Source organism: Ideonella livida (assembly GCF_010499455.1).
GTDB lineage: Bacteria > Pseudomonadota > Gammaproteobacteria > Burkholderiales > Burkholderiaceae_C > Ideonella > Ideonella livida.
On sequence record NZ_JAAGOH010000002.1, the window covers coordinates 23,801 to 47,053 of the forward strand.

18 protein-coding genes are annotated in these 23,253 nt (G+C 67.3%); 5 read left to right on the forward strand and 13 right to left on the reverse strand.

Translation table 11 applies throughout. From position 1 onward, the window contains the following. The first annotated feature begins 68 nt into the window (after positions 1-68). Both G3A44_RS02095 and G3A44_RS02100 read left to right on the forward strand, forming a co-directional pair. Positions 69-722: a protein-L-isoaspartate O-methyltransferase family protein gene (locus tag G3A44_RS02095; protein WP_163455846.1), complete on the forward strand. Its 654-nt coding sequence runs from the start codon at positions 69-71 to the stop codon at positions 720-722. 304 nt (positions 723-1,026) lie between these two features. Further along, a complete protein-coding gene (locus G3A44_RS02100) occupies positions 1,027-2,421 on the forward strand; it encodes a TolC family outer membrane protein (RefSeq protein WP_163455847.1) in 1,395 nt (464 codons plus the stop codon). A gap of 168 nt (positions 2,422-2,589) precedes the next feature. Here G3A44_RS02100 and acs read toward each other — a convergent pair whose 3' ends face one another. Next, the gene (gene acs / locus G3A44_RS02105; protein WP_163455848.1) at positions 2,590-4,557 is read right to left on the reverse strand and encodes an acetate--CoA ligase; all 1,968 of its coding nucleotides are present in this window, start codon (positions 4,555-4,557) and stop codon (positions 2,590-2,592) included. Between the two features lie 196 nt (positions 4,558-4,753). On the opposite strand from acs, the gene G3A44_RS02110 reads away from it, so the two are divergent. Both G3A44_RS02110 and G3A44_RS02115 read left to right on the forward strand, forming a co-directional pair. Further along, positions 4,754-5,362: a TIGR00645 family protein gene (locus tag G3A44_RS02110; RefSeq protein ID WP_163455849.1), complete on the forward strand. Its 609-nt coding sequence runs from the start codon at positions 4,754-4,756 to the stop codon at positions 5,360-5,362. A 199-nt stretch (positions 5,363-5,561) separates the two neighbouring features. Then, on the forward strand, positions 5,562-7,088 hold the full coding sequence (locus G3A44_RS02115) for a fumarate hydratase (RefSeq protein WP_163455850.1): 1,527 nt from the start codon (positions 5,562-5,564) through the stop codon (positions 7,086-7,088). Between the two features lie 110 nt (positions 7,089-7,198). On the opposite strand, the gene G3A44_RS02120 is transcribed toward G3A44_RS02115, so the two are convergent. From G3A44_RS02120 to G3A44_RS02135, 4 genes are all read right to left on the reverse strand, one after another. Continuing rightward, positions 7,199-8,503, reverse strand: a complete 1,305-nt coding sequence (locus G3A44_RS02120; protein WP_163455851.1) for a mechanosensitive ion channel family protein — start codon at positions 8,501-8,503, stop codon at positions 7,199-7,201. 142 nt (positions 8,504-8,645) lie between these two features. Continuing rightward, entirely contained in the window at positions 8,646-10,439 is a 1,794-nt protein-coding gene (gene aspS / locus G3A44_RS02125) for an aspartate--tRNA ligase (protein WP_163455852.1), read from the reverse strand. Between the two features lie 132 nt (positions 10,440-10,571). Further along, the gene (locus tag G3A44_RS02130; protein ID WP_163455853.1) at positions 10,572-11,243 is read right to left on the reverse strand and encodes a DUF502 domain-containing protein; all 672 of its coding nucleotides are present in this window, start codon (positions 11,241-11,243) and stop codon (positions 10,572-10,574) included. A 112-nt stretch (positions 11,244-11,355) separates the two neighbouring features. Then, positions 11,356-11,655 (reverse strand): FmdB family zinc ribbon protein, encoded by a 300-nt coding sequence (locus tag G3A44_RS02135; RefSeq protein ID WP_163455854.1) that lies wholly within the window; start codon positions 11,653-11,655, stop codon positions 11,356-11,358. A gap of 165 nt (positions 11,656-11,820) precedes the next feature. Between G3A44_RS02135 and G3A44_RS02140 the strand changes: the two genes are divergently transcribed. Then, on the forward strand, positions 11,821-12,927 hold the full coding sequence (locus G3A44_RS02140) for a polyamine ABC transporter substrate-binding protein (RefSeq protein WP_163455855.1): 1,107 nt from the start codon (positions 11,821-11,823) through the stop codon (positions 12,925-12,927). A 46-nt stretch (positions 12,928-12,973) separates the two neighbouring features. Here G3A44_RS02140 and ubiB read toward each other — a convergent pair whose 3' ends face one another. From ubiB to G3A44_RS02180, 8 genes are all read right to left on the reverse strand, one after another. After that, positions 12,974-14,527: a ubiquinone biosynthesis regulatory protein kinase UbiB gene (ubiB, locus tag G3A44_RS02145; RefSeq protein ID WP_163455856.1), complete on the reverse strand. Its 1,554-nt coding sequence runs from the start codon at positions 14,525-14,527 to the stop codon at positions 12,974-12,976. A 168-nt stretch (positions 14,528-14,695) separates the two neighbouring features. Further along, positions 14,696-15,226 (reverse strand): hypothetical protein, encoded by a 531-nt coding sequence (locus tag G3A44_RS02150; RefSeq protein ID WP_163455857.1) that lies wholly within the window; start codon positions 15,224-15,226, stop codon positions 14,696-14,698. Between the two features lie 67 nt (positions 15,227-15,293). Beyond that, positions 15,294-16,313, reverse strand: a complete 1,020-nt coding sequence (gene galE, locus G3A44_RS02155; protein ID WP_163455858.1) for a UDP-glucose 4-epimerase GalE — start codon at positions 16,311-16,313, stop codon at positions 15,294-15,296. A 40-nt stretch (positions 16,314-16,353) separates the two neighbouring features. After that, a complete protein-coding gene (gene ubiE / locus G3A44_RS02160) occupies positions 16,354-17,085 on the reverse strand; it encodes a bifunctional demethylmenaquinone methyltransferase/2-methoxy-6-polyprenyl-1,4-benzoquinol methylase UbiE (protein ID WP_163455859.1) in 732 nt (243 codons plus the stop codon). 40 nt (positions 17,086-17,125) lie between these two features. Next, entirely contained in the window at positions 17,126-17,524 is a 399-nt protein-coding gene (locus tag G3A44_RS02165; RefSeq protein WP_163455860.1) for a gamma-butyrobetaine hydroxylase family protein, read from the reverse strand. A gap of 113 nt (positions 17,525-17,637) precedes the next feature. Further along, positions 17,638-18,087: an HIT family protein gene (locus G3A44_RS02170; protein WP_163455861.1), complete on the reverse strand. Its 450-nt coding sequence runs from the start codon at positions 18,085-18,087 to the stop codon at positions 17,638-17,640. Next, positions 18,084-19,049 (reverse strand): VirK/YbjX family protein, encoded by a 966-nt coding sequence (locus G3A44_RS02175; protein ID WP_163455862.1) that lies wholly within the window; start codon positions 19,047-19,049, stop codon positions 18,084-18,086. The genes G3A44_RS02170 and G3A44_RS02175 overlap by 4 nt, the downstream gene beginning before the upstream one ends. Before the next feature lie 244 nt (positions 19,050-19,293). Continuing rightward, the gene (locus G3A44_RS02180) at positions 19,294-23,208 is read right to left on the reverse strand and encodes a DUF3683 domain-containing protein (protein ID WP_163455863.1); all 3,915 of its coding nucleotides are present in this window, start codon (positions 23,206-23,208) and stop codon (positions 19,294-19,296) included. Positions 23,209-23,253 lie beyond the last annotated feature (45 nt).

Sequence of the window (23,253 nt, forward strand, 5' to 3'; positions counted from 1 at the left end):
TTGCCTTCCCGGCGGTGGCGTCGTCACCGAGGCCGGAACCCACACAGAGCTCTCCAGAGGACCGCACCGTGAACATCGAACAAGCCCGCTTCAACATGATCGAACAGCAGATCCGTCCCTGGGACGTCCTGGACACTGCCGTTCTGGAACTGCTGGCACGGGTCAAGCGCGAAGACTTCGTGCCGCCGGCCTGCCGGGCACTGGCCTTTGTGGACACCGAGGTGCCGCTGGGCGACGGCCAGTGCATGCTGGCCCCGCGCGTGGAAGCCCGCCTGCTGCAGGAAGCCAAGGTGCAGAAGCACGAAACCGTGCTGGAGATCGGCGCCGGCTCCGGCTTCATGGCCGCCCTCCTGGGCCACCGTGCCCAACGCGTCTTCACCATCGAATGCCGCCCGGCGCTGGCCCAGGTGGCCGCGCACAACCTGCGCAATGCCGGCCTGAGCAACGTGACCGTGGTGCAGGGTGACGGCAGCCAGGGCCTGGCCGCCGAAGGCCCGTTCGACGTGATCGTGCTCTCGGGCTCGGTGGGCACCTTGCCCGATGCGCTGCTCAAGCAGCTCAAGGTCGGTGGCCGCCTGGTGGCCGTGGAAGGCCAGGAGCCCAACATGATCGCCCGCCTGGTGACCCGCCAGACCGAGACCGCCTACACCACCACCGACCTGTTTGACACCGTGGTGCCGCGCCTGGACGGCTTCTCCGAGCCGACCCGTTTCCGCTTCTGAGCCTCCACCCTCTCAAGGCCGCCATGCACCGCCCTGCCCGATCTGCCCTCCCGTCCGCGGCCCGCCGCGCAGTCGGTGCCGGGCGTATGGCGCGGCGCCGGCCACGGTCGGCGCGGGTGGGGACAGCCCTCCATCGCCCCGGAACGCAGCCCAGGGGGGCCAAACCAGCCGTGCGTCGCACGGTGGGCGCAGCGGAGCCCGTCACGGGCTACAACGTCGCGCCGGGCGCCGCGATGGCTCCAACCGATTTCCGACTCCCGTTCTTGAGAGGACTCACATGCAGCGACATGGCATCCCTGCCCCGTTGAAGACCCCCCGCCTGCAGGCCGTCGCCCTGGGCTTGGCCCTGGCGGCCCTGCTGCCGGCCGCGGCGCAGGCACAAAGCCTGGCCGAGCTGCTGGAAGCCGCGCGCGGCTACGACGCGGGCTTCCTATCTGCCCGCGCCCAGGCAGAGGCGGCCGGCTTCGCCACCGAGCAGGCCCGGGCGCTGATGCGTACCACGGTGGGTCTGCAGGCCTCGGCCACGCAGAACTGGAGCAAGGGCTCGGTCGAAGCCTCCAGCGACCAGCCCGGCGCCTCCTTCTCCCACATCCCGGTGGACAGCCAGGCCAGCACCCGCACGGTGCAAGTGGGCGTGTCAGCCCAGCGCTCGCTGTTCAACCTCGCCAGCCAGGCCAGCATCAGCCAGGCCGAGCAGAGCCAGCTGCTGGCCGAATCGCGACTGAAGGCCGCCGAGCAGGACCTGATCGTGCGCCTGTCCCAAGCCTATTTTGATGTGCTGGCCGCGCAGGACAGCCTGGCCACGGTGCAGGCCGGCAAGAAGGCCATCGCCGAGCAACTGGCTGCAGCCAAGCGCAATTTTGAGGTGGGCACGGCCACCATCACCGACACCCGCGAGGCCCAGGCCCGGTTTGACCTGGCCACCGCACAGGAGCTGGCGGCCGACAACGACCTGCGGGTCAAGCAGCTGGCCTTGGAGCAGCTGGTGGGTCGGACCGCCCTGAGCCCGCGCCCACTGGCCCAGCCGGTGGCCCTGCCCGACCTGCACCCGCCGGCCGTGGGCGACTGGATCAGCCGCGCCGAGGCCACCAACGTGAGCGTCCAGCAAGCCCAGATGGCGCACGAGATCGCCCGGCTGGAGACCGAGAAGGCCAAGGCGGGCCGCCGGCCCACGGTGAGCTTGGGCGCCAGCCTGGGCGCCAGCCGCAGCGGCGGCAGCAGCGAGACCCAGTACCCCGCCTACACCTCCACCCAATTCCCCGGCGGCGGCTACAGCGCCAGCGTCGGCGTGACCCTGAACATGCCGCTGTTCACCGGCGGAGCGCTGGACAACCGCATCAAGGAAACCCTGCTGCTGGAGGACCGTGCCCGCAACGACCTGGAAGGCGCTCGCCGCGCCGTGGCCCAGGGCACCCGCACCGCCTTCTTCGGCGTGCAGTCCGGCCGGGCCCAGGTCAAGGCGCTGGAGGCCGCCGAGTCGTCCAGCAAGCTCGCGCTGGAGGCGATCCAGCTGGGCTACAAGGTGGGCGTGCGCGTCAACCTGGACGTGCTCAACGCCCAGGCCCAGCTGCACCAGACCCAGCGGGACCTGGCGCGTGCGCGCTACGAGGTGATCGTCGGCGGCCTGCGCCTGCGGCAGGTCAGCGGCGTGCTGGGCGCCGAGGATGTGACGGCGGTCAACCGCCTGCTGGCGCCTTGAGGTCCGCCCGAGCCCCCGCAGCCGCCGCCGGGGCGGCCTGAAAGCCGAAAGCCCCGCAATGCGGGGCTTTCTTCTGGGTGCCGGCTTGGCGCGGGCCGTGGGCCCAAGTCACGGTGGGTCGACGGTGGGTCGACCCGACCGCCGGGCCCTGAGGGCCCGGCAGCGGACTCAGTTGTTCTCGGACAGCTGGTCCAGGATGGCGGGGTTCTCCAGCGTGCTGGTGTCCTGGGTGATGGCCTCGCCCTTGGCAATCGAGCGCAGCAGACGGCGCATGATCTTGCCCGAGCGGGTCTTGGGCAGGTTGTCACCGAAACGGATGTCCTTGGGCTTGGCGATCGGACCGATCTCCTTGCCCACATGGTCACGCAGGATCTTGGCGATGGCCTTGGCCTCGTCACCCGTGGGACGCGGACGCTTGAGCACCACGAAGGCCACCACAGCCTCGCCGGTGGTGTCGTCGGGGCGGCCCACCACCGCGGCTTCGGCCACCAGCTCGGTGCAGCTGACCAGTGCCGACTCGATCTCCATCGTGCCCATGCGATGGCCCGAGACGTTCAGCACGTCGTCGATGCGACCGGTGATGGTGAAGTAGCCGGTCTTCTCGTCGCGGATCGCGCCGTCGCCCGCCAGGTAGTACTTGCCCTTGAAGTCTTCCGGGTAGTAGGACTTCTTGAAGCGCTCCGGGTCGCCCCAGATGGTGCGGATCATCGACGGCCAGGGCTTCTTGCAAACCAGGATGCCACCCTTGCCCCAGGGCAGATCATTGCCCACTTCATCCACCACCGCGAACTGGATGCCCGGGAAGGGCAGCGTGCACGAGCCCGGCACCAGCGGGGTGACACCCGGCAGCGGGGTGATCATGTGGCCGCCGGTCTCGGTCTGCCAGAAGGTGTCCACGATCGGGCAGCGACCGCCACCCACGTGCTGGTGGTACCACTCCCAGGCCGCTGGGTTGATGGGCTCACCCACCGAGCCCAGGATGCGCAGGCTGGACAGGTCGTAGCTCTTGGGGTGGACGGCGTCGTTGGCCTCGGCGGCCTTGATCAGGCTGCGAATGGCGGTGGGCGCGGTGTAGAAGATCGAGACCTTGTGGTCCTGGATCATCTTCCAGAAGCGACCGGCATCCGGGTAGGTGGGCACGCCTTCAAAGACGATCTCGGTGCCACCCAGGGCCAGCGGGCCGTAGGTGATGTAGGTGTGACCCGTCACCCAGCCGATGTCGGCCGTGCACCAGAAGACATCATCGGCCTTGAGGTCGAAGGTCCACTTGGTGGTCAGCGCGGCATGCAGCAGGTAGCCGCCCGTGGAATGCTGCACGCCCTTGGGCTTGCCCGTGGAGCCGGAGGTGTAGAGCAGGAACAACGGGTGTTCGGCCTCGACCCACACCGGCTCGCAGGTGGTGGACTGGCCCGCCACCACGTCGGCCATCCAGACGTCACGGCCGGCCTGCATGGTGACCGGAGCGTCGGCGCGGTTGACCACCAGCACCTTCTCGATCTTCTCGCAGCCCGGCATGCCCAGGGCCTCGTCGACGATGGCCTTGAGCGGCAGCTTCTTGCCACCGCGCACCTGACAGTCGGCGGTGATGACAGCCTTGGCCCCGGTGTCCTCGATGCGGTCACGCAGCGACTGCGCGGAGAAGCCGCCGAAGACCACCGAGTGGGTGATGCCCAGACGGGCGCAGGCCTGCATGGCGGCCACGCCGTCGATGGACATGGCGATGTAGATGACCACGCGGTCACCTTTGCCCAGACCCAGGCTCTTCAGGCCGTTGGCCATCTGGCTGACCTTGGCCAGCAACTCGCTGTAGCTGACCTTGGTGACCTCGCCACCATCGGCCTCGAAGATGATGGCCGTCTTGTCACCCAGGCCGCGCTCGACATTGCGGTCCAGGCAGTTGTAGCTGGCGTTGAGCAGGCCGTCCTCGAACCACTTGAAGAACGGGGCGTTCTCCTCGTTGAGCACCTGGGTGAAAGGCTTGTGCCAGGAGATCAGCTCACGGGCCAAGCGGGCCCAGTAGCCTTCGTAGTCGGTTTCGGCTTCCTTGCAGAGGGCTTGGTAGGCCTCCATGCCGGACACGTGGGCCGCGGCGCTGAATTCAGGCGAGGGGTTGTAGATCTTCAGATCGTCACTCATCGTGGTGTCTCCTGGTCTCGATGTTCCATTGCACGTCAGGGTGTGCGGCCGGAGAGGACTTTGTTCTGGCCTTCTGACGAAGGCCTTACTCTGCGTGTCACACCCGGGCCGATGGGTCGTCGCGAGCACGTCACATGCCAGCCCGGCGCGGCTCCTAGAATCCGCGCCGGTCCAACGCCGCAGAACTCCAATCTCCATGAGCCAACTCCCTGATCCGCACGGCACCCGGCTGCGTCCGCTGCCCAACATGATCTTCGCCAGCCGCTGGCTGCAGCTGCCCCTGTACCTGGGGTTGATACTGGCCCAGGCGGTCTATGTGTTCCATTTCTGGGTCGAGCTGGTACACCTGATCGAGGCGGCTTTCGGCAACCAGCATGCGCTGGACACCCTGGTCAAGAGCATCGGTTATGTCCAGAAGGACCAGCCCCTGACCGGCCTGAACGAGACGGTCATCATGCTGGTGGTCCTGGGGCTCATCGACGTGGTCATGATCTCCAACCTCCTCATCATGGTCATCGTGGGCGGCTATGAGACCTTCGTCTCCCGCCTGAACCTGGAGGGCCATCCGGACCAGCCGGAATGGCTCAGCCATGTGAACGCCTCGGTGCTCAAGGTCAAGCTGGCCACCGCCATCATCGGCATCAGCTCGATCCACCTGCTCAAGACCTTCATCAACGCCGACAATTACCAAGAGAAGACGCTGCTGTGGCAGACGCTCATCCACCTGGCCTTCCTGGCGTCGGCGCTGGCCATCGCCTGGACGGATCGGCTGCTGGCGGGCAGCCAGCACGGCCCAGACCACTGAGCAGCCCTGGCACGCAAGCCCCCCGGCCTGCGCCAGAGTGGCACACACCGCACGGCGCCCACCGTGCTTGGATACACTGCCGGCGCCGGCCAGCCTCCCCGGCCGGCCCGCCAGCCCGGCGCAAGCCTGGGCTGGCATTCTCCTCGCCGCCGGAGCGGTGTTCCCCAGGCCGCTCCGCCTTCCATACGGGACCCGCAACATGAGCACCACCATCCGCTACGACGACCTCGTCGAGAGCGTCGCCGCCGCGCTGCAGTACATCAGCTACTACCACCCGGCCGACTACATCGCCCACCTCGCCCGCGCCTACGAGCGCGAGGAAAGCGCTGCGGCCAAGGACGCGATCGCTCAGATCCTGACCAACTCCAAGATGTGCGCCGAGGGCCGTCGCCCGATCTGCCAGGACACCGGCATCGTCAACGTGTTCATGAAGATCGGCATGGACGTGAAGTGGGAAGGCTTCAGCGGCTCCATCCAGGACGCCGTGAACGAGGGCGTGCGCCGCGCCTACAACCACCCGGACAACCGCCTGCGTGCCTCGGTCCTGGCCGACCCAATCTTTGAGCGCAAGAACACCAAGGACAACACGCCCGCCGTCGTCTTCATGGAAGTCGTCCCCGGCAACACCGTGGACGTGATCGTCGCGGCCAAGGGCGGCGGCTCGGAGAACAAGTCCAAGGTCTACATGCTCAACCCGTCCGACAACATCGTCGACTGGGTGCTCAAGACCGTCCCGACCATGGGCGCCGGCTGGTGCCCACCCGGCATCCTGGGCATCGGCGTTGGCGGCACGGCCGAGAAGGCCGCACTCCTGGCCAAGGAGTCGCTGATGGACGACATCGACATGTACGAGCTGCTGGAACGCGGCCCGCAGAACAAGCTCGAGGAGCTGCGCATCGAGCTCTACGAGAAGGTCAACGCGCTGGGCATCGGCGCCCAGGGACTGGGTGGCCTGACCACCGTGCTCGACGTCAAGATCAAGACCTACCCGACGCACGCGGCCTCCAAGCCGATCGCCATGATCCCGAACTGCGCCGCCACCCGCCACGGCCACTTCGTGCTTGACGGCTCGGGCCCGTCCTTCATGGAGCCGCCGAGCCTGGACCTGTGGCCGGACGTGTCCTGGGCACCGGACTACAACAAGTCCAAGCGCGTGGACCTCAATACCCTGACCCCCGCCGAGGTGGCCAGCTGGAAGCCCGGCGACACCCTGCTGCTCAACGGCAAGATGCTGACCGGCCGCGATGCCGCCCACAAGCGCATCCAGGACATGCTGGCCAAGGGCGAGCCCCTGCCGGTGGACTTCACCAACCGCGTCATCTACTACGTCGGCCCGGTCGATCCGGTGCGTGATGAGGTGGTCGGCCCGGCCGGCCCCACCACCGCCACCCGCATGGACAAGTTCACCGAGATGATGCTGGCCAAGACCGGCCTGATCGCCATGGTGGGCAAGGCCGAGCGCGGCCCGGTCGCCATCGAGGCGATCAAGCAGCACAAGTCGGCCTACCTGATGGCCGTGGGCGGCAGCGCCTACCTGGTGTCCAAGGCGATCAAGCAGTCCAAGGTGGTGGGCTTTGCCGACCTGGGCATGGAAGCCATCTACGAGTTCGACGTGGTCGACATGCCGGTCACCGTGGCGGTGGACGCCGGCGGCACCAGCGCCCACATCGAAGGCCCCAAGACCTGGCAGGCCAAGATCGGCAAGATCCCCGTCACGGTGGCCTGACCGACACCGCCTCGTGCCACCCCCACCACGTCGCAGGTGGGCTGGACTGTGAAAGGGGCGCCAACGGCGCCCCTTTTTTCATGCGGGGGCCAGCCTGGCCGCCTCTCCCCTCAGCGGCCGGGCGGCTCGGCGATCAGCGCCGTGCCCTGGCCCTCTAGGCGCAGCACACGCTGCGGGTAGGGAATCTCCACCCCTTGCTCGTTGAGCAGGGCCAGGACGGCCAGGTTCACATCGGAGCGGACATTGCCCTGGCCATTCTCCGGGTCACCAATCCAGTAGCAGACCACCAGGTCCAGCCCGTCCGCGCCAAAGGCGTTGAGCAGCACGCTGGGGGCGGGATCGGCCAGCACGCGCGGCACGGCACGCACCCGCTCCACCAGGGCCGGCATCAGCGCCTGCAGGTCCGTGCCGTAGGCCACGCTCACCGGGCTCTGCAGCAGCAGATGGCGGTCGGCCAGCGACAGGTTCTCCACCGTGGTGGTGATCAGGGTCTCATTGGGCACGATGGCCTCACGACCGCTGGGGGCGCGCACGACGGTGTACCGGGTGGTGATGTCGGTCACCTTGCCTTCGAACTGGTCGATCTTGACGATGTCCCCGATGCGCAGGCTGCGCTCCGCCAGGATGACAAAGCCGGACACGTAGTTGGCGGCCAGCTTCTGCAGTCCAAAGCCCAGGCCGACGCCCACCGCACCACCCAGGACGGACAAGGCCGTCAGGTCAATGCCCACGGCGGAGAGGGCCAGCAGCAGACCCACGAAGGTGAGGGCCGCACGCACCAGGTTGGCTGCTGCCTTGCGCAGCGACAGCTGCTCCCCGGTGGCGCCCTGCAGCAGCCGCGATTCGATGGCGGCCGACGCCCAGAGGACCAGCATCAGCACAAAACCGGCCGACAGGCTGCCCTCCAGCAGGGTGCGCAGCGATACCTGGCTGGTGCCCAACTTCCAGTGGACCTGGTCGAGCTCCTCCAGCAGCTGCGGCAGCACCCCGGTCACCCAGGCCACCACCGCCGCCCAAGCCACCCAGGAAATGGTGCGCTCCGCCATCCGCACCACCCGGGACTCGGGAAACGCCGCGCTCAGCACCCGCACCGACAGGCGGATGACGGCAAAGGAGACCATGACCGGCAGCACGATGCGGAACAGGCTGACCTCAATGGCCAGCACCTGCAGCAGGGCGCGCACGCCGTAGGTCAAACCCAGCGCCAGCACCGGAAAGAAGACGCCGTCAACGATGCGGTCGCCGAACCAGATCGAGCCACGGGGCGCCTCGGCGCCACGCAGCAGGCGCACCATCAGCCAGGCCAGCCCGACGGCAATGGCCACCGCTGCCAGCTCGATCCACGCATGGGGATGACGCAGCGCGGCCAGCACCTGGTCCAGGCTGAGTTGAGGAAGTGTGGAGGTGGTGTTCATGGGTGCATTCTCCCCAAGGCAGGATGTCCGCCCGGTGTCCGCAGGACGATCAGAAAAGCGCGAAGCCCGCCGAAGCGGGCTTCCGTGGGGTCAGCGCCGCGCGAGGCGCCGCGGCCTCGGGCTCAGGCGACGCGCAGCGGACTCAGGACGCGGCCGGCTGCGCATTGCGCAGGCGGATGTGCAGCTCGCGCAGCTGCTTCTCATCCACATTGCTCGGGGCGCCGGTCAGCAGGCACTGGGCGCGCTGGGTCTTCGGGAAAGCGATCACGTCGCGGATCGACTCGGCCTTGGTCATCAGGGTGATCAGCCGATCCAGGCCGAAGGCCAGGCCGCCATGCGGAGGCGCGCCGTACTGCAGCGCATCCAGCAGGAAGCCAAACTTGATCCGCTGGTCCTCTTCCGAGATCTTGAGGGCTTCGAACACCTTGGACTGCACATCGGCGCGGTGGATACGGATGGAGCCGCCACCCAGTTCCCAGCCGTTGAGCACCATGTCGTAGGCCTTGGCCACGCAGGCGCCCGGGTCGGTGGCCATGAGCTGCTCGTGGCCATCCTTGGGACTGGTGAAGGGATGGTGGCAGGCGTTCCAGCGGTCCTCACCCTCGTCGTACTCGAACATCGGGAAGTCGACCACCCACAGCGGTGCCCACTTGTCTTCGAACAGACCGTTCTTCTTGCCGAACTCGCTGTGGCCGACCTTCAGGCGCAGTGCGCCGATGGCATCGTTGACCACCTTGGACTTGTCGGCGCCGAAGAACAACAGGTCACCGTTGCAGGCGCCGGTGCGGGCCAGGATCTCGCCGATGGCGGCGTCATGCAAGTTCTTGACGATGGGCGACTGCAGCCCATCACGGCCCTTGGCCACGTCGTTGACCTTGATCCAGGCCAGGCCCTTGGCCCCGTAGATCTTGACGAACTCGGTGTAGGCGTCGATCTCGCCGCGGCTGATCTCGGCACCACCCGGCACGCGCAGGGCCACCACGCGGCCCCCCGGGGTGGTGGCCGGGCCGGAAAACACCTTGAAGTCCACGTCCTTCATGACGTCGGTGAGCTCGGTGAACTCCAGCTTCACGCGCAGGTCAGGCTTGTCAGAGCCGTACTTGAACATGGCCTCGGAATACGGCATCACCGGGTACACCGGCAGCTCCACGCCCATGGCGTTGCGGAAAACCGAGCGGATCATGCCTTCGAACATCGCGCGGATCTCCTCCTCGGTGAGGAAGGAGGTCTCGATGTCGATCTGGGTGAATTCCGGCTGACGGTCGGCGCGCAAGTCCTCGTCACGGAAGCACTTGGTGATCTGGTAGTAGCGATCGAAGCCGGCCACCATCAACAGCTGCTTGAAGAGCTGGGGCGACTGCGGAAGCGCGAAGAACTGGCCGTCGTGCACGCGGCTGGGCACCAGGTAGTCGCGGGCACCTTCCGGCGTGCTCTTGGTGAGCATCGGGGTCTCGATGTCCACGAAACCGTTGGCGTCCAGGAACTTGCGAACCTCCATGGCCACGCGGTAGCGCAGCATGAGGTTCTTCTGCATCTGCGGGCGGCGCAGGTCCAGTACCCGATGGGTCAGGCGCACCGTCTCGGAGAGGTTGTCGTCGTCCAGCTGGAACGGCGGCGTCACCGACGGGTTCAGCACCTCGAGGTCGTGACACAACACTTCGACTCGACCGCTGGCCAGGTTGGCGTTCTCGGTGCCGGCCATGCGCTGGCGCACCTTGCCCACCACCTTCAGGCAGAACTCGCCACGCACGCCTTCGGCGGTCTTGAACATCTCCGGACGATCCGGGTCGCAAACGACCTGGACCACGCCCTCGCGGTCACGCAGGTCGATGAAGATCACGCCGCCATGGTCGCGACGACGGTGGGCCCAGCCCATGAGGGTGACGATCTGGCCGTCGAAGGTCTCGTTGACCAGGCCGCAATAGCTGCTTCGCATGATGTGTTTCTCGGGTGATTCGGTGTCAGGTCGGGCGCCGTCACGGCCAGGGGCGTGAGGGGCTCCCATCGGGGGCCGGGCCGGGGGCGGGCACGGGGCCTCAGGACTGAACGCGGGGACCGGGCGGGGCGTTCAGCCCCGCCGATTGGGGTCGGCCTCCTCCGGCAACGAAGTGCCGGAGGCGGAGGCGGACGCCGGGGGCGCCACCACCCCCATGGAAATGATGTACTTGAGCGCCTCGTCCACACTCATGCCCAGGGGAGTGACCTGGTCGCGCGCCACCATCAGGAAGAAGCCGGAGGTCGGGTTGGGCGTGGTGGGCACATACAGGCTCACATGCTCTCCCGGCAGCTTGGCGGCCACCTCGCCGCCAGGCTTGCCGGTGACGAAGGCGATGGTCCAGGAGCCCTGGCGGGGGTACTGCACCAGCACCGCCTCGCGGAAAGCATTGCCACTGCTGGAGAAGAGCGTGTCGGAAACCTGCTTGACCGAGCTGTAGATGGACTTGACGATGGGAATTCGCGTGAGCAGCGTGTCCCATTGCCGCACCCACCATTGCCCGAAGATGTTGGTGACGAACACACCGGTCAGCAGCATGGCCACCACCATCACCAACACGCCCAGGCCGGGAATGGTGCGTAACTGCTCCAGGCCTTCCCGCGCGCTGGCGGGGAAGACGGCCTGGGTGACCGACAGCACGGTGCCGAACATGCCGTTCATGAGTCCCAGCACCCACAGCAGCACCCATACGGTGATGGCCAGCGGCAGCCAGGTCAGCAGACCGGCGATGAGGTATTTCTTCACTTGGGCGATGTCAGGAGGAACGGAGCGGCGATTGTGCCCGTTTTGCTGGTGCGCTTTGACCGCGCCGCCGGGCACGCCGAACGGGCATGCGCGACCCCGGGGCGCTTCCGGCTCAATGGCAGGCGCAGGAGCCGCCGCAGGGGGTGGAGGGCGAGGCCGCAGGGGCTGCGGCGGCCGGCTCGGCCGCCGCCGGGGCCGGCGATGGCGCCGTGCCGGTGCTGCTGCTGCCGCCACCCTTGAAGTCGGTGGCGTACCAGCCCGACCCCTTGAGCTGGAAGCCCGCGGCCGTCAGCTGCTTCTGGAAGGCATCGGCGCCGCAGGACGGGCAGCTGGTGAGCGGCGCGTCAGAGAGTTTCTGCAACACATCACGCGAATGGCCGCAGGCCGAGCAGCGATAAGCGTAGATAGGCATGGCGATCTTCTTGTAGTGAACGAAAGCCTGAAATTATAGGGTTGCCCCCTTGGCCGCGCAGGTCGTCGGCATCCGTGCGCCACCCTCCTAGAATCCGGGCCGCTCGCGGCTGCTCCAGCCGCAGTCCATGGTCCCAAGCCCCCCATTGCTGAGGAGTCTCCCTTCATGCGTTCCCTGCTCAAGCGCCTCGTGCCCGCCGCACTGGCCCTGGCGGCCTGCGGTCTGACCCAGGCAGCCGACGATTCCAAGGTCCTGAACATCTACAACTGGTCAGACTACATCGCCGAGGACACGATCCGGAACTTCGAGAAGGAGACCGGCATCAAGGTCCGCTACGACAATTACGACAACAACGAGGTGCTGCACGCCAAGCTGGTGGCCGGCAAGACGGGCTATGACATCGTGGTGCCCGGTGCCCACTTCGCCAAGCAGCAAATTGCCGCCGGCCTGTTCCAGAAGCTGGACCGCAGCCAACTGAGCAACTGGGCCAACCTGGACGCTGCCCTGCTCAAGCAGATGGAGGCCGTGGACCCCGGCAACCAGTACCTGGTGGACTGGCTCTGGGGCTATGTGACCGTGGGCATCAACGTGGACAAGGTCAAGAAGGCCCTGGGTGAACTGCCCATGCCCGAGAACGCCTGGTCGCTGGTGTTCGACCCCAAGTACGCAGCCAAGCTCAAGAGCTGCGGCGTGAGCTTCCTGGACTCACCCTCCGAAGTGCTGCCGGTGGCCATGATCTACACCGGCAAGCCGGGCTTCTCCACCAAGGCCGAGGACTACAAGGCCGCCGGCGAGATGCTGATGTCGGTGCGCCCCTACGTCACCCGCTTCTCCTCCTCCGGCTACATCGAGGAGATGGCCGCTGGCTCCCTGTGCGTGGTCATGGGCTACTCGGGCGACATCAACATCGCCCGCGCCCGCGCCCAGCAGGCCAAGAACGGCGTGAAGCTGGAAGCCCTGATCCCGACCAAGGGCGCCACCCTCTTCTTCGACTCCATGGCCATCCCGGCAGACGCCAAGAACGTCAAGAACGCCCACCTGTTCATCAACTACATCATGCGCCCCGAGGTGCATGCCAGCCTGACGAACAAGGTGTTCTACGCCAACCCCAACAAGGCCTCGCTCAAGCACGTGAAGAAGGAAGTGGCGGAGAACCGCACCGTCTTCCTGAGCGCCGAAGACATGGCCAAGATGACCCCGCCGGACAGCGTGCCGCAGGACATCCGCCGGGTCCAGACCCGTATCTTCCAGAAGTTCAAGGCCGGCAAGTGAGGCCCCGGGGCGCCACCACGGCGCCCCGCCCTGCCCCATCCGGGGCTCACAGGCGCCAGAACTGGGTCACCAAGCGGGTGATGACCGCGCCCAGCAAGAAGCCCAGCCCGCTCCACAGCACGGCGGACAGCAGCCAGTTGGTGCGGCGCTGCTCGCGCAGCAGCGCCGCCAGCAGCGGACGCTCGTCGGCGCGTTCGGCGTGCAGGCGGGCATGCAGCAGCCGGGGCAGTTCAGGCAGCAGCTTGGCGTAGAGCGGCGCCTCTTCCTTGACGCGCCGCAGCAGCGCACGCCAGCCCACCTGCTCGTTCATCCAGCGCTCCAGGAAGGGCTTGGCGGTGGACCACAGGTCCAGGTCCGGGTCCAGTTCGCGACCCAGGCCCTCCACATTCAACAGCGTCTTCTGCAGCAGCACCAATTGCGGCTGGATCTCCACATTGAAGCGCCGCGAGGTCTGGAACAGGCGCATGAGCACCTGGCCCAGCGAGATCTCCTTGAGCGGGCGATCGAAATGCGGTTCACAGGTGGCGCGGATGGCCTGCTCCAGCTGCTCGATGCGGGTGTTGCGCGGCACCCAGCCACTTTCGACGTGCAGCTCGGCCACACGCTTGTAGTCCCGGCGGAAGAAGGCGATGAAGTTCTGCGCCAGGTATTCCTTGTCCACCTCGGTGAGGGTGCCCACGATGCCGAAGTCCAAGGCGATGTAGCGGCCGAAGGTCGCTGGGTCCAGGCTCACCTGGATGTTGCCGGGGTGCATGTCGGCATGGAAGAAGCCGTCGCGAAACACCTGGGTGAAGAAGATGGTCACGCCATCGCGGGCCAGCTTCTTGATGTCCACGCCCGCCTCGCGCAGGCGTCCCACCTGGCTGATGGGCACCCCCTTCATGCGCTCCATCACCAGCACCGTCTCGGTACTGTGGTCCCAATGCATCTCCGGGACCAGGATCAAAGGCAGATCGGCCATGTTGCGGCGCAGTTGGGCGGCGTTGGCAGCCTCGCGCACCAGATCCAGCTCGTCGTGCAGGTAGGTGTCGAACTCGGCCACCACCTCGCGCGGCCGCAGCCGCTTGCCGTCCGCCGAGAGGCGCTCCACCCAACGCGCCAGGGTGTGCAGCAGGGCGAGGTCATCCTCAATGACGGCCAACATGCCGGGGCGCAAGACCTTGACGGCGACCTCCCGCCCGTCCTTGAGGGTGGCGAAATGCACCTGCGCAATGGATGCGCTGGCCACGGGGTCAGCGCTGAAGTCGGCAAAGACCTCCTCGATACGGCGGCCCAGGCCGCGCTCGATGAGCTGCCGCGCCAGCGCGGACGGCACCGGTGGCACACGGTCCTGCAGCCTGGCCAGCTCCTCGGCGATGTCCGGGGGCACCAGATCGCGCCGGGTGGAGAGCACCTGGCCGAACTTGATGAAGATCGGCCCCAGGGCCTCCAAGGCCAGGCGCAAGCGCTCGCCACGCGGGGCCTGCAACTCCGTGCCCAGGGTGCTCAGGCGGCCCAGCCAGCGCAGTCCGGCATGCGGCGTCCCCGACAGGGCCATGTCCACCACGCCATGGCGCCACAGGGTGAACAGGATGCGGATCAGGCGCGCGAAGTACCTCATGGGCGGGTTCCGATGCTCTGGGGGCCCCCGCAGGGGGCTGGTGCCCCGGCAACACACGCCAGGACGGGGAAGAGGACGCCCACTGGCGCCGCGCAGGGCGCGGGCCACGTCAGGCGAGGTTGGAGCGCGGCCTGCCGGCCTGCGGTCAACGGGGGACCGAGATCCGCCTCAGGGTCGGCGGACGACGCCGGAAACGCTCTGGACCACCTGCCGCACGGCGGCCATCGCCGTACCACCCGCACGGCTGAAACCTTCCGCCACCATCGGCCCAAACACCCGCTCGAGGTCGGCGGCCGGATCCCAGCGCACGTGGGCCAGCAGCCAGCTCATGTCGGCCGCCAGGGCGGCGTCGCCCTCGATGCGAACGGCTGGCACCTCTCCGGCCGCCAAGCGCCGGGCGCTGTCCAGCGGCTGGGACGCGTCCACACCCAGGCGCAGATCGGGCGCCGCGCCGGGCTCGTCCGGCCCCGGCTGCTCAAACATGCCGGCGGGCGTGATGCGAAGCCACAGGGAAGGGGGCTGCGGCAGCAACGGCAGGCGCCAGCCTTCCACGTCCACCTGCACCAGGCGTCCGGCGTGGGCACGCAGCCGTTCGGTGGCCGCCGGGGCGGCCTGCAGCACATGGTTGGCCAGCAGCACGAAGCGGGCGGTGGCCGCGGGCATAACCGTCGCGGTGAGAAAAGCAAGGGGATCAGCCATGCGCCTCATTGTAGGCAGCGGTGTGCAGCCCTGGCGGGCACTGGGGTGCCCGTCGGGCCGGTTCGACTCAGCCGCCGTAGCCTTGAGGATTGCCGCTCTGCCAGCGCCAGGCGTCCGCGCACATCTGCTCCAGGCTGCGACGGGCCTGCCAGCCCAGGGCCTCGCGCGCCAGGGTGGCGTCTGCGTAGTAGGAAGGCAGGTCGCCGGGGCGGCGCTCGACGATGCGGTAGGGGATGGGCTTGCCGGCAGCTTTTTCGAAGGCACGGACGAGGTCCAGCACGCTGTAACCCACGCCGGTGCCCAGGTTGACGGTGATCGAGCGCTGACGCTCCAGCAGGTAGCGCACCGCCGCCACATGGCCCTCGGCCAGGTCCATCACGTGCAGGTAGTCGCGCACGCCGGTACCGTCCGGGGTGTCGTAGTCGCCGCCAAAGACCGACAGGTATTCGCGACGACCCACCGCCACCTGCTGCACATAAGGCATCAGGTTGTTGGGCACCCCCCGGGGATCCTCGCCCATGCGGCCGCTCTCGTGGGCCCCCACGGGGTTGAAGTAGCGCAGCCAGGCGATGTGCCAGTCAGGCTCGGCCACCTCCAGGTCGCGCAGGATCTGCTCGCCCATCAATTTGGTGCGGCCGTAGACGTTCATGGCCGCCAGGGGATGCTGCTCGGTGTAGGGCAGGAACTGCGGCTCGCCATAGACGGTGGCGCTGGAGCTGAACACGAAGTTGCGCACGCCGCGCCGGCCCATGACCTGCAACATGTTGACCAGGCCACCGAGATTGTTCTCGTAGTACTTCAGGGGCTGGGCGGTGGACTCGCCCACCGCCTTGAAGGCAGCGAAGTGCACCACGGCGGCGATGGGATGGGCATCGAACACTGCCTCCATGGCCTGCGCGTCGTTGACGTCAGCCTCAATGAAAGTGGGGGTGCGTCCGGACAGCTCGGTCAGGCGGCGCAGGACCTCGGGAGAGCTGTTGGAGAAATTGTCCACCCCGACCACCTCATAGCCGGCCTCCCACAGGGCCAGCCAGGTGTGTGAGGCGATGTAGCCGGTGGCCCCGGTCAGCAGAATCTTGGTGCTCATGTCGTTTTCTCGGTAAGGCGGTGGAGGTCGCAGGCTGGGTTCAGCACTTGATGCCCACGTGCAGGGCCACCACGCCGCCGGTCATGTTGTGCACGTCCACATGCCCGAAGCCGGCGGTCTTCATCATGGCCTTCAGCGTGGCCTGGTCCGGGTGCATGCGGATCGACTCCGCCAGGTAACGGTAGCTCTCGGCATCGCCGGCCACCATGCTGCCCAGCTTGGGCAGGACGTTGAACGAGTACCAGTCGTAGGGCTTTTGCAGTGGTGCGGCCACCTTCGAGAACTCCAGCACCAGCAGGCGCCCCCCCGGACGCAGCACCCGGCACATCTCAGCCAGTGCCAGGTCCTTATGGGTCATGTTGCGCAGGCCGAAGGCCACGCTCACCAGGTCGAACTCCCCGGTCTTGAAGGGGAGTTTCTCCGCATCACACAGGGACGTGGGCAACACCAGGCCCTCATTGACCAGCCGGTCGCGACCGGTGGAGAGCATGGCGTGGTTGATGTCGGTGTGGACCACCGTGCCGGTGGGCGCCACCTTGCGGGCAAATGCACGGGAGAGGTCGCCCGTGCCCCCGGCGATGTCCAGCACCTTGTCGCCGGCCTTGAGGTTGGCCACCGCGACGGTGTACGCCTTCCAGGCCCGGTGCATGCCCATAGACATGAGGTCGTTCATCACGTCGTACTTGGAGGCGACGGAGTCGAACACGCCCTTGACCTTGCGGGCCTTCTCCGTCTCTTCCACGGTCTGAAAGCCGAAATGCGTCTGCGACATGGGTTTCCTTGCAATCTGGATTCTGGGGCGGACCGGACGCTCAGTGGCTGCCGCAGGCCGAGCCGGACTTCTCGGGCATGGGTGCGTCGCGGTCCACGCCCGCCTCCAGCAACCGCTGCTCGTACTGCGCCCACAACTCGGCCTGGCGGGCCCCCAGCTGGTAGAGGTATTCCCAGGTGTAGAGCCCGGTGTCGTGGCCGTCGTCAAAGGTGGGCTGCACCGCGTAGTGGCCCACCGGCACCAAGGTGGTGATGTTCACGCCGCGTTTGCCGGTCTGCAGCACCTCCTGACCGGGGCCATGGCCCTGCACCTCCGCAGAGGGGGAATACACCCGCAGCAGCTCAAAGGGCAGATGGAAGACCTGCCCGTCGTCAAAACCAATCTCCAGCTGACGGGAAGTCTGGTGCAGGGTGAGCGAAGTGGGCTGCGGCATGGTCATGGCGTGACGAGGAAGCGGTGGAAGGCAAAGGGGCGAGGGATGGGCGCAAAGCCAGCCGGCGCGGCCGGGCGCAGCGCCCACCTCAGACTGTAGTGGCAGGACCGGGGAGCCGGTCAGGCCGCCGCGCAAGGGCCGCAGGCGTCCAGGGCCTCGCGCATCCGCACCTCGAGCTGCGGTAGGCGGGCCGACAGCGAGGCCAAGGCGGCGGGATCCTGGGCGCGCACAGGCGCGGCCCAGACCGGTTGCGGAAAGTGACTGTCGCCCTCGAACCGGGCGATCACATGCCAGTGCAAGTGCGGGACCACATTGCCCAGGGTGGCCAGGTTGATCTTGGTGGGCTGCAGGGTGTCGCGCAGCACGTGCTCCATCACGGCGACCAGCGACATGCAGCGCTGGCGCTCGGTGGCGGTGAGGTCGGTGAACTCGGCCGCGTGGCGGCGCAGCACTAACCGGTAAAAAGCCGGGAACCCGGACTCCTGGGCCCGGATGACCTGCCAGTGCGCGTCATGCCAGACGGCGTCTTCGGGGCGGAGGAGGCACAGGGGACAGGCATCAGGGCTCATGTGGCGGGCGTGGTCACGACATCAGGACAGGGCTGACCCAATTGTCCGATATCGCGGATATCCGCCTGCAGGCGCGCCAGCAGCGCGTACCGCCGCCGGTACTGCGCCCGCTTCTTGGCCGGCACCTCGGCCAGGTCCCGGGCCACATGCCGCGCGGGCAGCCGAAAAAACCCATCGTCCCCCCGGACGCCACCGCGGTCCGTCCAGATCTCGTCATAAACCGACGACCTGTCCTTGGCCGCACCGGCGCCAAAGTAGGGGTGCAGGTGGTGTCGACTGGCGTCGGATACCGCCAGGATCTGCTCCACTTGCGCGCCCTCGCAAATGAACTGCAGCAAGGCCACCATGAAATCCCGCGGCCGGCAGCCGTGAAGCGCCTGGGTCAGACCCGCATAGAGCTCGGCAGCCCCCTCCACCGACCTGCCTTGTATGCCTCCGACGCGGGACACTCGCCGGCCCCGTTCATCGCGGTCGAAACTGAAGGCCAAGGTGTAGGCGCGCAGGTCCCCGACAAACAGGTTCAGGGACAACTCACCTTCGCGGAACAACCAAATGGGACGGTCGAGCTGCACGGAGAGGTCCGGATACACATCATCCAGCCGGGCCAACACCCAACGACAACCCAAGGGAACCCGCAGCCAGGCCAGATGTTGAAGCTCGCGGTAGTGACCGTAAAACGCCCGGAAGCGCTCCTCCACAGACCAGCCGCAATGCTGATACGGCCACTCCAGCATGCCCAGCACTTCGGGCCGGGCAGTCGCGAGCTCGGCCAGCGGGCCTGACTTCGCCTGCGCCAGCGGGCGCCACAGGTGCACCTTGCGGGCAGAGGCCACCATCAGCCTGACGCGCCGGACCCACACGGTGACGCCCTGCCCTCGGTGCACTGCGCCCAGCGCACGACAGATAAAGCGCATCCCCTGCACCCAACCGCCGGCGTGGTTCCACTGTTCGCTTTCCGCCATGCTCTTCTCGTACGTAGGCGATGACTGCCGAGCAAGCGCTCGGCATCCAAACACCTGCTCCCTCTCACCAGCTCATCCCTTCCACGTTTGCGGTCTGGGGCCGGTTGCCTTTACGTCCAAGAGCGATTTTGTACCACAAACAAGGTACACGGCGAAAACTTGTAACCAAAAGCATCAACGCCGGTACCGCCCCCCGGACTTGCCCCGCGATCGGGCAAGTCCGGGGGAGCGGCCCAGGCGTCGATCAGACCAGCACGCGCTCAATGCCGCCGGCATTGGCACGGGCGACATAGTCCTCCATCCAGCTGGCCCCCAGCAGTTGGCGGGCCATCTCGACCACCACATAGTCGGCTTCCAGCAGGCCGTTGGCCAGGTCGTCACCGTAGCGCGACAGGCCCTGCAGGCAGCTGGGGCAGCTGGTGAGGATCTTCAGGTCGTCCTGGGCGCCCACGGCGCCGCTGGCGCGCAGCTGCGCCTCGGCCTTGCGGATCTCCTCCTCCTTGCGGAAGCGGACCTGGGTGGAGATGTCCGGTCGGGTCACGCCCAGCGTGCCCGACTCGCCACAGCAGCGGTCGCTCTTGACCACGCCCGGACCGACCAGGGCCTTGACGGTTTTGAGCGAGTCCTGCTGCTTCATGGGGCTGTGGCAGGGCTCGTGGTACAGGAAGCCACCCTTGGAGCCGTCAAGCGTGATGCCCTTTTCCAGCAGGAACTCGTGGATGTCGACGATGCGGCAGCCGGGGAAGATCTCCTCGAACTTGTAGCCCTGCAACTGGTCATAGCAGGTGCCGCAGCTCACCACCACCGTCTTGATGTCCAGGTAGTTCAGCGTGTTGGCCACACGGTGGAACAGCACCCGGTTGTCGGTGATGATCTTCTCGGCCTTGTCGAACTGGCCCGAGCCACGCTGCGGGTAGCCACAGCACAGGTAGCCCGGCGGCAGCACGGTCTGCACGCCCGCCTGCCAGAGCATGGCCTGGGTGGCCAGGCCCACCTGGCTGAACAGGCGCTCCGAGCCGCAGCCCGGGAAATAGAACACCGCCTCGCTGTCGGTGGTGGTGGCCTGCGGGTTGCGGATGATGGGGACGTAGTCCTTGTCCTCAATGTCCAGCAGCGCGCGCGCGGTGCGCTTGGGCAGGCCGCCCGGCATCTTCTTGTTGATGAAGTGGATCACCTGCTCCTTCAGCGGAGCTGCCCCCACCGTGGCCGGCGGTGCGCTGGTCTGCTTGCGCGCGGCGAGCTTGAGCACGTCATGCGCCAGGCGCTGGGCCTTCATGCCCACCCCCACCATCGCCGAACGGGCCAACTTGATGGTTTCAGGGTTGGTGGCGTTGAGCATGAGCATGGCCGCGGCGTTGCCCGGACGGAAGCTCTTCTTGCCCATCTTGCGCAGCAGGTTGCGCATGTTCATGGTCACGTCGCCAAAGTCGATCTTGACCGGGCAGGGCGTGAAACACTTGTGGCAGACCGTGCAGTGGTCGGCCACGTCCTCGAATTCCTCCCAATGGGCCAGCGACACGCCGCGGCGGGTCTGCTCCTCGTAGAGGAAGGCCTCCACCAGCAGCGAGGTGGCCAGGATCTTGTTGCGCGGGCTGTACAGCAGGTTGGCGCGCGGCACGTGGGTGGAGCACACCGGCTTGCACTTGCCGCAACGCAGGCAGTCCTTGACCGACTTGGCGATGTCGCCAATGTCGCTCTGCTGCATGATCAGCGACTCATGCGTCATCAGCCCGAAGCTGGGCGTGTAGGCATGGCTCAGGTCGGCCAGGTGCACGTCCTCGCCCAGCTTCTTCAGGGCCTCACCGCGCAGCAGCTTGCCCTTGTTGAAGCGGCCTTCCGGATCCACCTTGGCCTTGTAGGCGGCAAAGTTGGCCAGCTCGTCGTCGCTCAGGAACTCCAGCTTGGTGATGCCGATGCCGTGCTCGCCCGAGATCACCCCACCCAGGCTGCGCGCCAGCACCATGATGCGGGCCACCGCCTCGTGGGCGGTCTGCAGCATCTCGTAGTTGTCGCTGTTGACCGGGATGTTGGTGTGCACATTGCCGTCACCGGCATGCATGTGCAGCGCCACCCACACGCGGCCGCGCAGCACTTCCTTGTGCAGGCGGCGGCACTCGTCGATCAGCGGGGCAAAGGCCGCGCCGGCGAACAGGCCCTGCAGCGGACGCAGGATCTGGGTGCGCCAGCTCGCGCGCAGGCTGTGGTCCTGCAGCTGATCAAAGAAGGATCGGGTTTCGCCAGGCTGCACCGCATCAAGGTGGCCCCTCCAGTGCTGCCACTGCGCCCGCACCTCCCGGATCAGCGTCAGCGCCTGCTGCACGCGGTCTTCCAGCAACTCGGCGCTGGGCAGCTCAGCGGCCTCGTCGGTCTTGCCCAGGGGCAGCTCGTCCTGGCTGAAGAAGGCCTCCAGCCGGTCGGCCAGGGCGATCTTGTTGCGCAGCGACAGCTCGATGTTGATGCGCTCGATGCCCAGGGTGTACTCGCCCATGCGCTCCAGCGGGATCACCACGTCCTCGTTCACCTTGAAGGCGTTGGTGTGCTTGGAGATGGCCGCCGTACGTTTGCGGTCGAGCCAGAACTTCTTGCGGGCCTCGGCGGACACGGCCACGAAGCCCTCGCCGGAGCGGCCGTTGGCCAGGCGGATGACCTCGCTGGTGGCGCGGGCTACGCGGTCGGCGTCGTCGCCCACGATGTCACCGATCAGCACCATCTTCGGAAAGCCGCCGCGCTTGCTCTTGGTGGTGTAGCCCACCGCCTTGAGGTAGCGGTCGTCCAGATGCTCCAGGCCGGCCAGGATGGCGCCGCCGGGCTGCTTCATTTCCTGGAACATGAAGTCCTTGATCTCAACGATCGAGGGCACGCAGTCCTTGGGGTTGCCGAAGAACTCCAGGCAGACGGTGCGGGTGTGCGCCGGCATGCGGTGCACCACCCAGCGCGCGCTGGTGATCAGGCCGTCGCAGCCTTCCTTCTGCACGCCGGGCAGCCCGGCCAAGAACTTGTCGGTGACGTCCTTGCCCAGGCCCTCCTTGCGGAAGACGCGGCCCGGGATCTCCAGGATCTCGGTACGCTCCAGCACCTTGCCGCTGGCGTCGAAGTACTTCAGCTCAAAGCGGGCTGCCGCCACGTCGTGGATCTTGCCCAGGTTGTGGTCCAGACGGGTGACCTCCAGCCATTTGGCCTCGGGCGTGACCATGCGCCAGCTGGCCAGGTTGTCCAGCGCCGTGCCCCAGAGCACGGCCTTCTTGCCCCCGGCGTTCATGGCGATGTTGCCGCCCACGCAGGAGGCCTCGGCCGAGGTCGGGTCCACCGCAAACACATAACCCGAGCGCTCGGCGGCGTCGGCCACGCGCTGCGTCACCACGCCAGCGCCGGTCCACACGGTGGGCACTTTCTGGGCCAGGCCGGGCAGGTCGACCAGCTCGACCTCGGTCATCTGCTCGAGCTTCTCGGTGTTGATGACCGCGCTCTTCCAGGTCAGGGGCACGGCCGCACCCGTGTAGCCGGTGCCACCCCCGCGCGGGATGATGGTCAGGCCCAACTCGACGCAAGCGGCCACCAGGCCGGCCATCTCGGCCTCGGTGTCGGGGGTGAGCACCACAAAGGGCATCTCCACCCGCCAGTCGGTGGCGTCGGTCACGTGCGAGACGCGGCTCAGGCCATCGAACTTGATGTTGTCCTTGGCGGTGTGGCGGCCCAGCAGGCGCCGGCAGCGTTGGCGCAGCAGGTCCACCTCGTCGAAACGGCGCGCGAAGCGCTCCACCGCCGCACGGGCCATGGCCAGCAGCTCGCCCACGTAGGCGTCGCGCACCGCGTCATCCTGCGGCTTGCGGCGCTTCTCTACCTCGGCCAGGCGGTGGTGCAAGGCGTCGATCAGCAGGCCCCGACGCTTCGGGTTGTCCAGCAGATCGTCTTCCAGGTACGGGTTGCGCTGGACCACCCAGATGTCGCCAAGGACCTCGTAGAGCATGCGGGCAGAGCGCCCGGTACGGCGCTCCTCGCGCAGACGGCCCAGCACCTCCCAGGCGCGATCGCCCAGCAGCCGACAGACGATCTCGCGGTCGGACAGCGAGGTGTAGTTGTACGGAATCTCACGCAGACGGGGCGCGGCGCCGTGCAGCTCGGCATCGGCGGTCAGGGTCGGGTGGTGGGGTGCGTTCATCGGCCTGGGCTGGCCGGCGGATCGGGCCACCGGCGGCCCAGTCCG

What these genes read in the sequence shown, in the direction of transcription:
- galE (WP_163455858.1), bottom strand. Translation starts at nt 16,313, where the DNA reads ATGAGCACCAAGATTCTGCTGACCGGGGCCACCGGCTACATCGCCTCA.
- ubiB (WP_163455856.1), bottom strand. Translation starts at nt 14,527, where the DNA reads ATGAGGTACTTCGCGCGCCTGATCCGCATCCTGTTCACCCTGTGGCGC.
- ubiE (WP_163455859.1), bottom strand. Translation starts at nt 17,085, where the DNA reads ATGTCGCAGACGCATTTCGGCTTTCAGACCGTGGAAGAGACGGAGAAG.
- G3A44_RS02135 (WP_163455854.1), bottom strand. Translation starts at nt 11,655, where the DNA reads ATGCCTATCTACGCTTATCGCTGCTCGGCCTGCGGCCATTCGCGTGAT.
- G3A44_RS02170 (WP_163455861.1), bottom strand. Translation starts at nt 18,087, where the DNA reads ATGAGCCCTGATGCCTGTCCCCTGTGCCTCCTCCGCCCCGAAGACGCC.
- acs (WP_163455848.1), bottom strand. Translation starts at nt 4,557, where the DNA reads ATGAGTGACGATCTGAAGATCTACAACCCCTCGCCTGAATTCAGCGCC.
- aspS (WP_163455852.1), bottom strand. Translation starts at nt 10,439, where the DNA reads ATGCGAAGCAGCTATTGCGGCCTGGTCAACGAGACCTTCGACGGCCAG.
- G3A44_RS02150 (WP_163455857.1), bottom strand. Translation starts at nt 15,226, where the DNA reads ATGGCTGATCCCCTTGCTTTTCTCACCGCGACGGTTATGCCCGCGGCC.
- G3A44_RS02175 (WP_163455862.1), bottom strand. Translation starts at nt 19,049, where the DNA reads ATGGCGGAAAGCGAACAGTGGAACCACGCCGGCGGTTGGGTGCAGGGG.
- G3A44_RS02110 (WP_163455849.1), top strand. Translation starts at nt 4,754, where the DNA reads ATGAGCCAACTCCCTGATCCGCACGGCACCCGGCTGCGTCCGCTGCCC.
- G3A44_RS02115 (WP_163455850.1), top strand. Translation starts at nt 5,562, where the DNA reads ATGAGCACCACCATCCGCTACGACGACCTCGTCGAGAGCGTCGCCGCC.
- G3A44_RS02120 (WP_163455851.1), bottom strand. Translation starts at nt 8,503, where the DNA reads ATGAACACCACCTCCACACTTCCTCAACTCAGCCTGGACCAGGTGCTG.
- G3A44_RS02180 (WP_163455863.1), bottom strand. Translation starts at nt 23,208, where the DNA reads ATGAACGCACCCCACCACCCGACCCTGACCGCCGATGCCGAGCTGCAC.
- G3A44_RS02165 (WP_163455860.1), bottom strand. Translation starts at nt 17,524, where the DNA reads ATGACCATGCCGCAGCCCACTTCGCTCACCCTGCACCAGACTTCCCGT.
- G3A44_RS02140 (WP_163455855.1), top strand. Translation starts at nt 11,821, where the DNA reads ATGCGTTCCCTGCTCAAGCGCCTCGTGCCCGCCGCACTGGCCCTGGCG.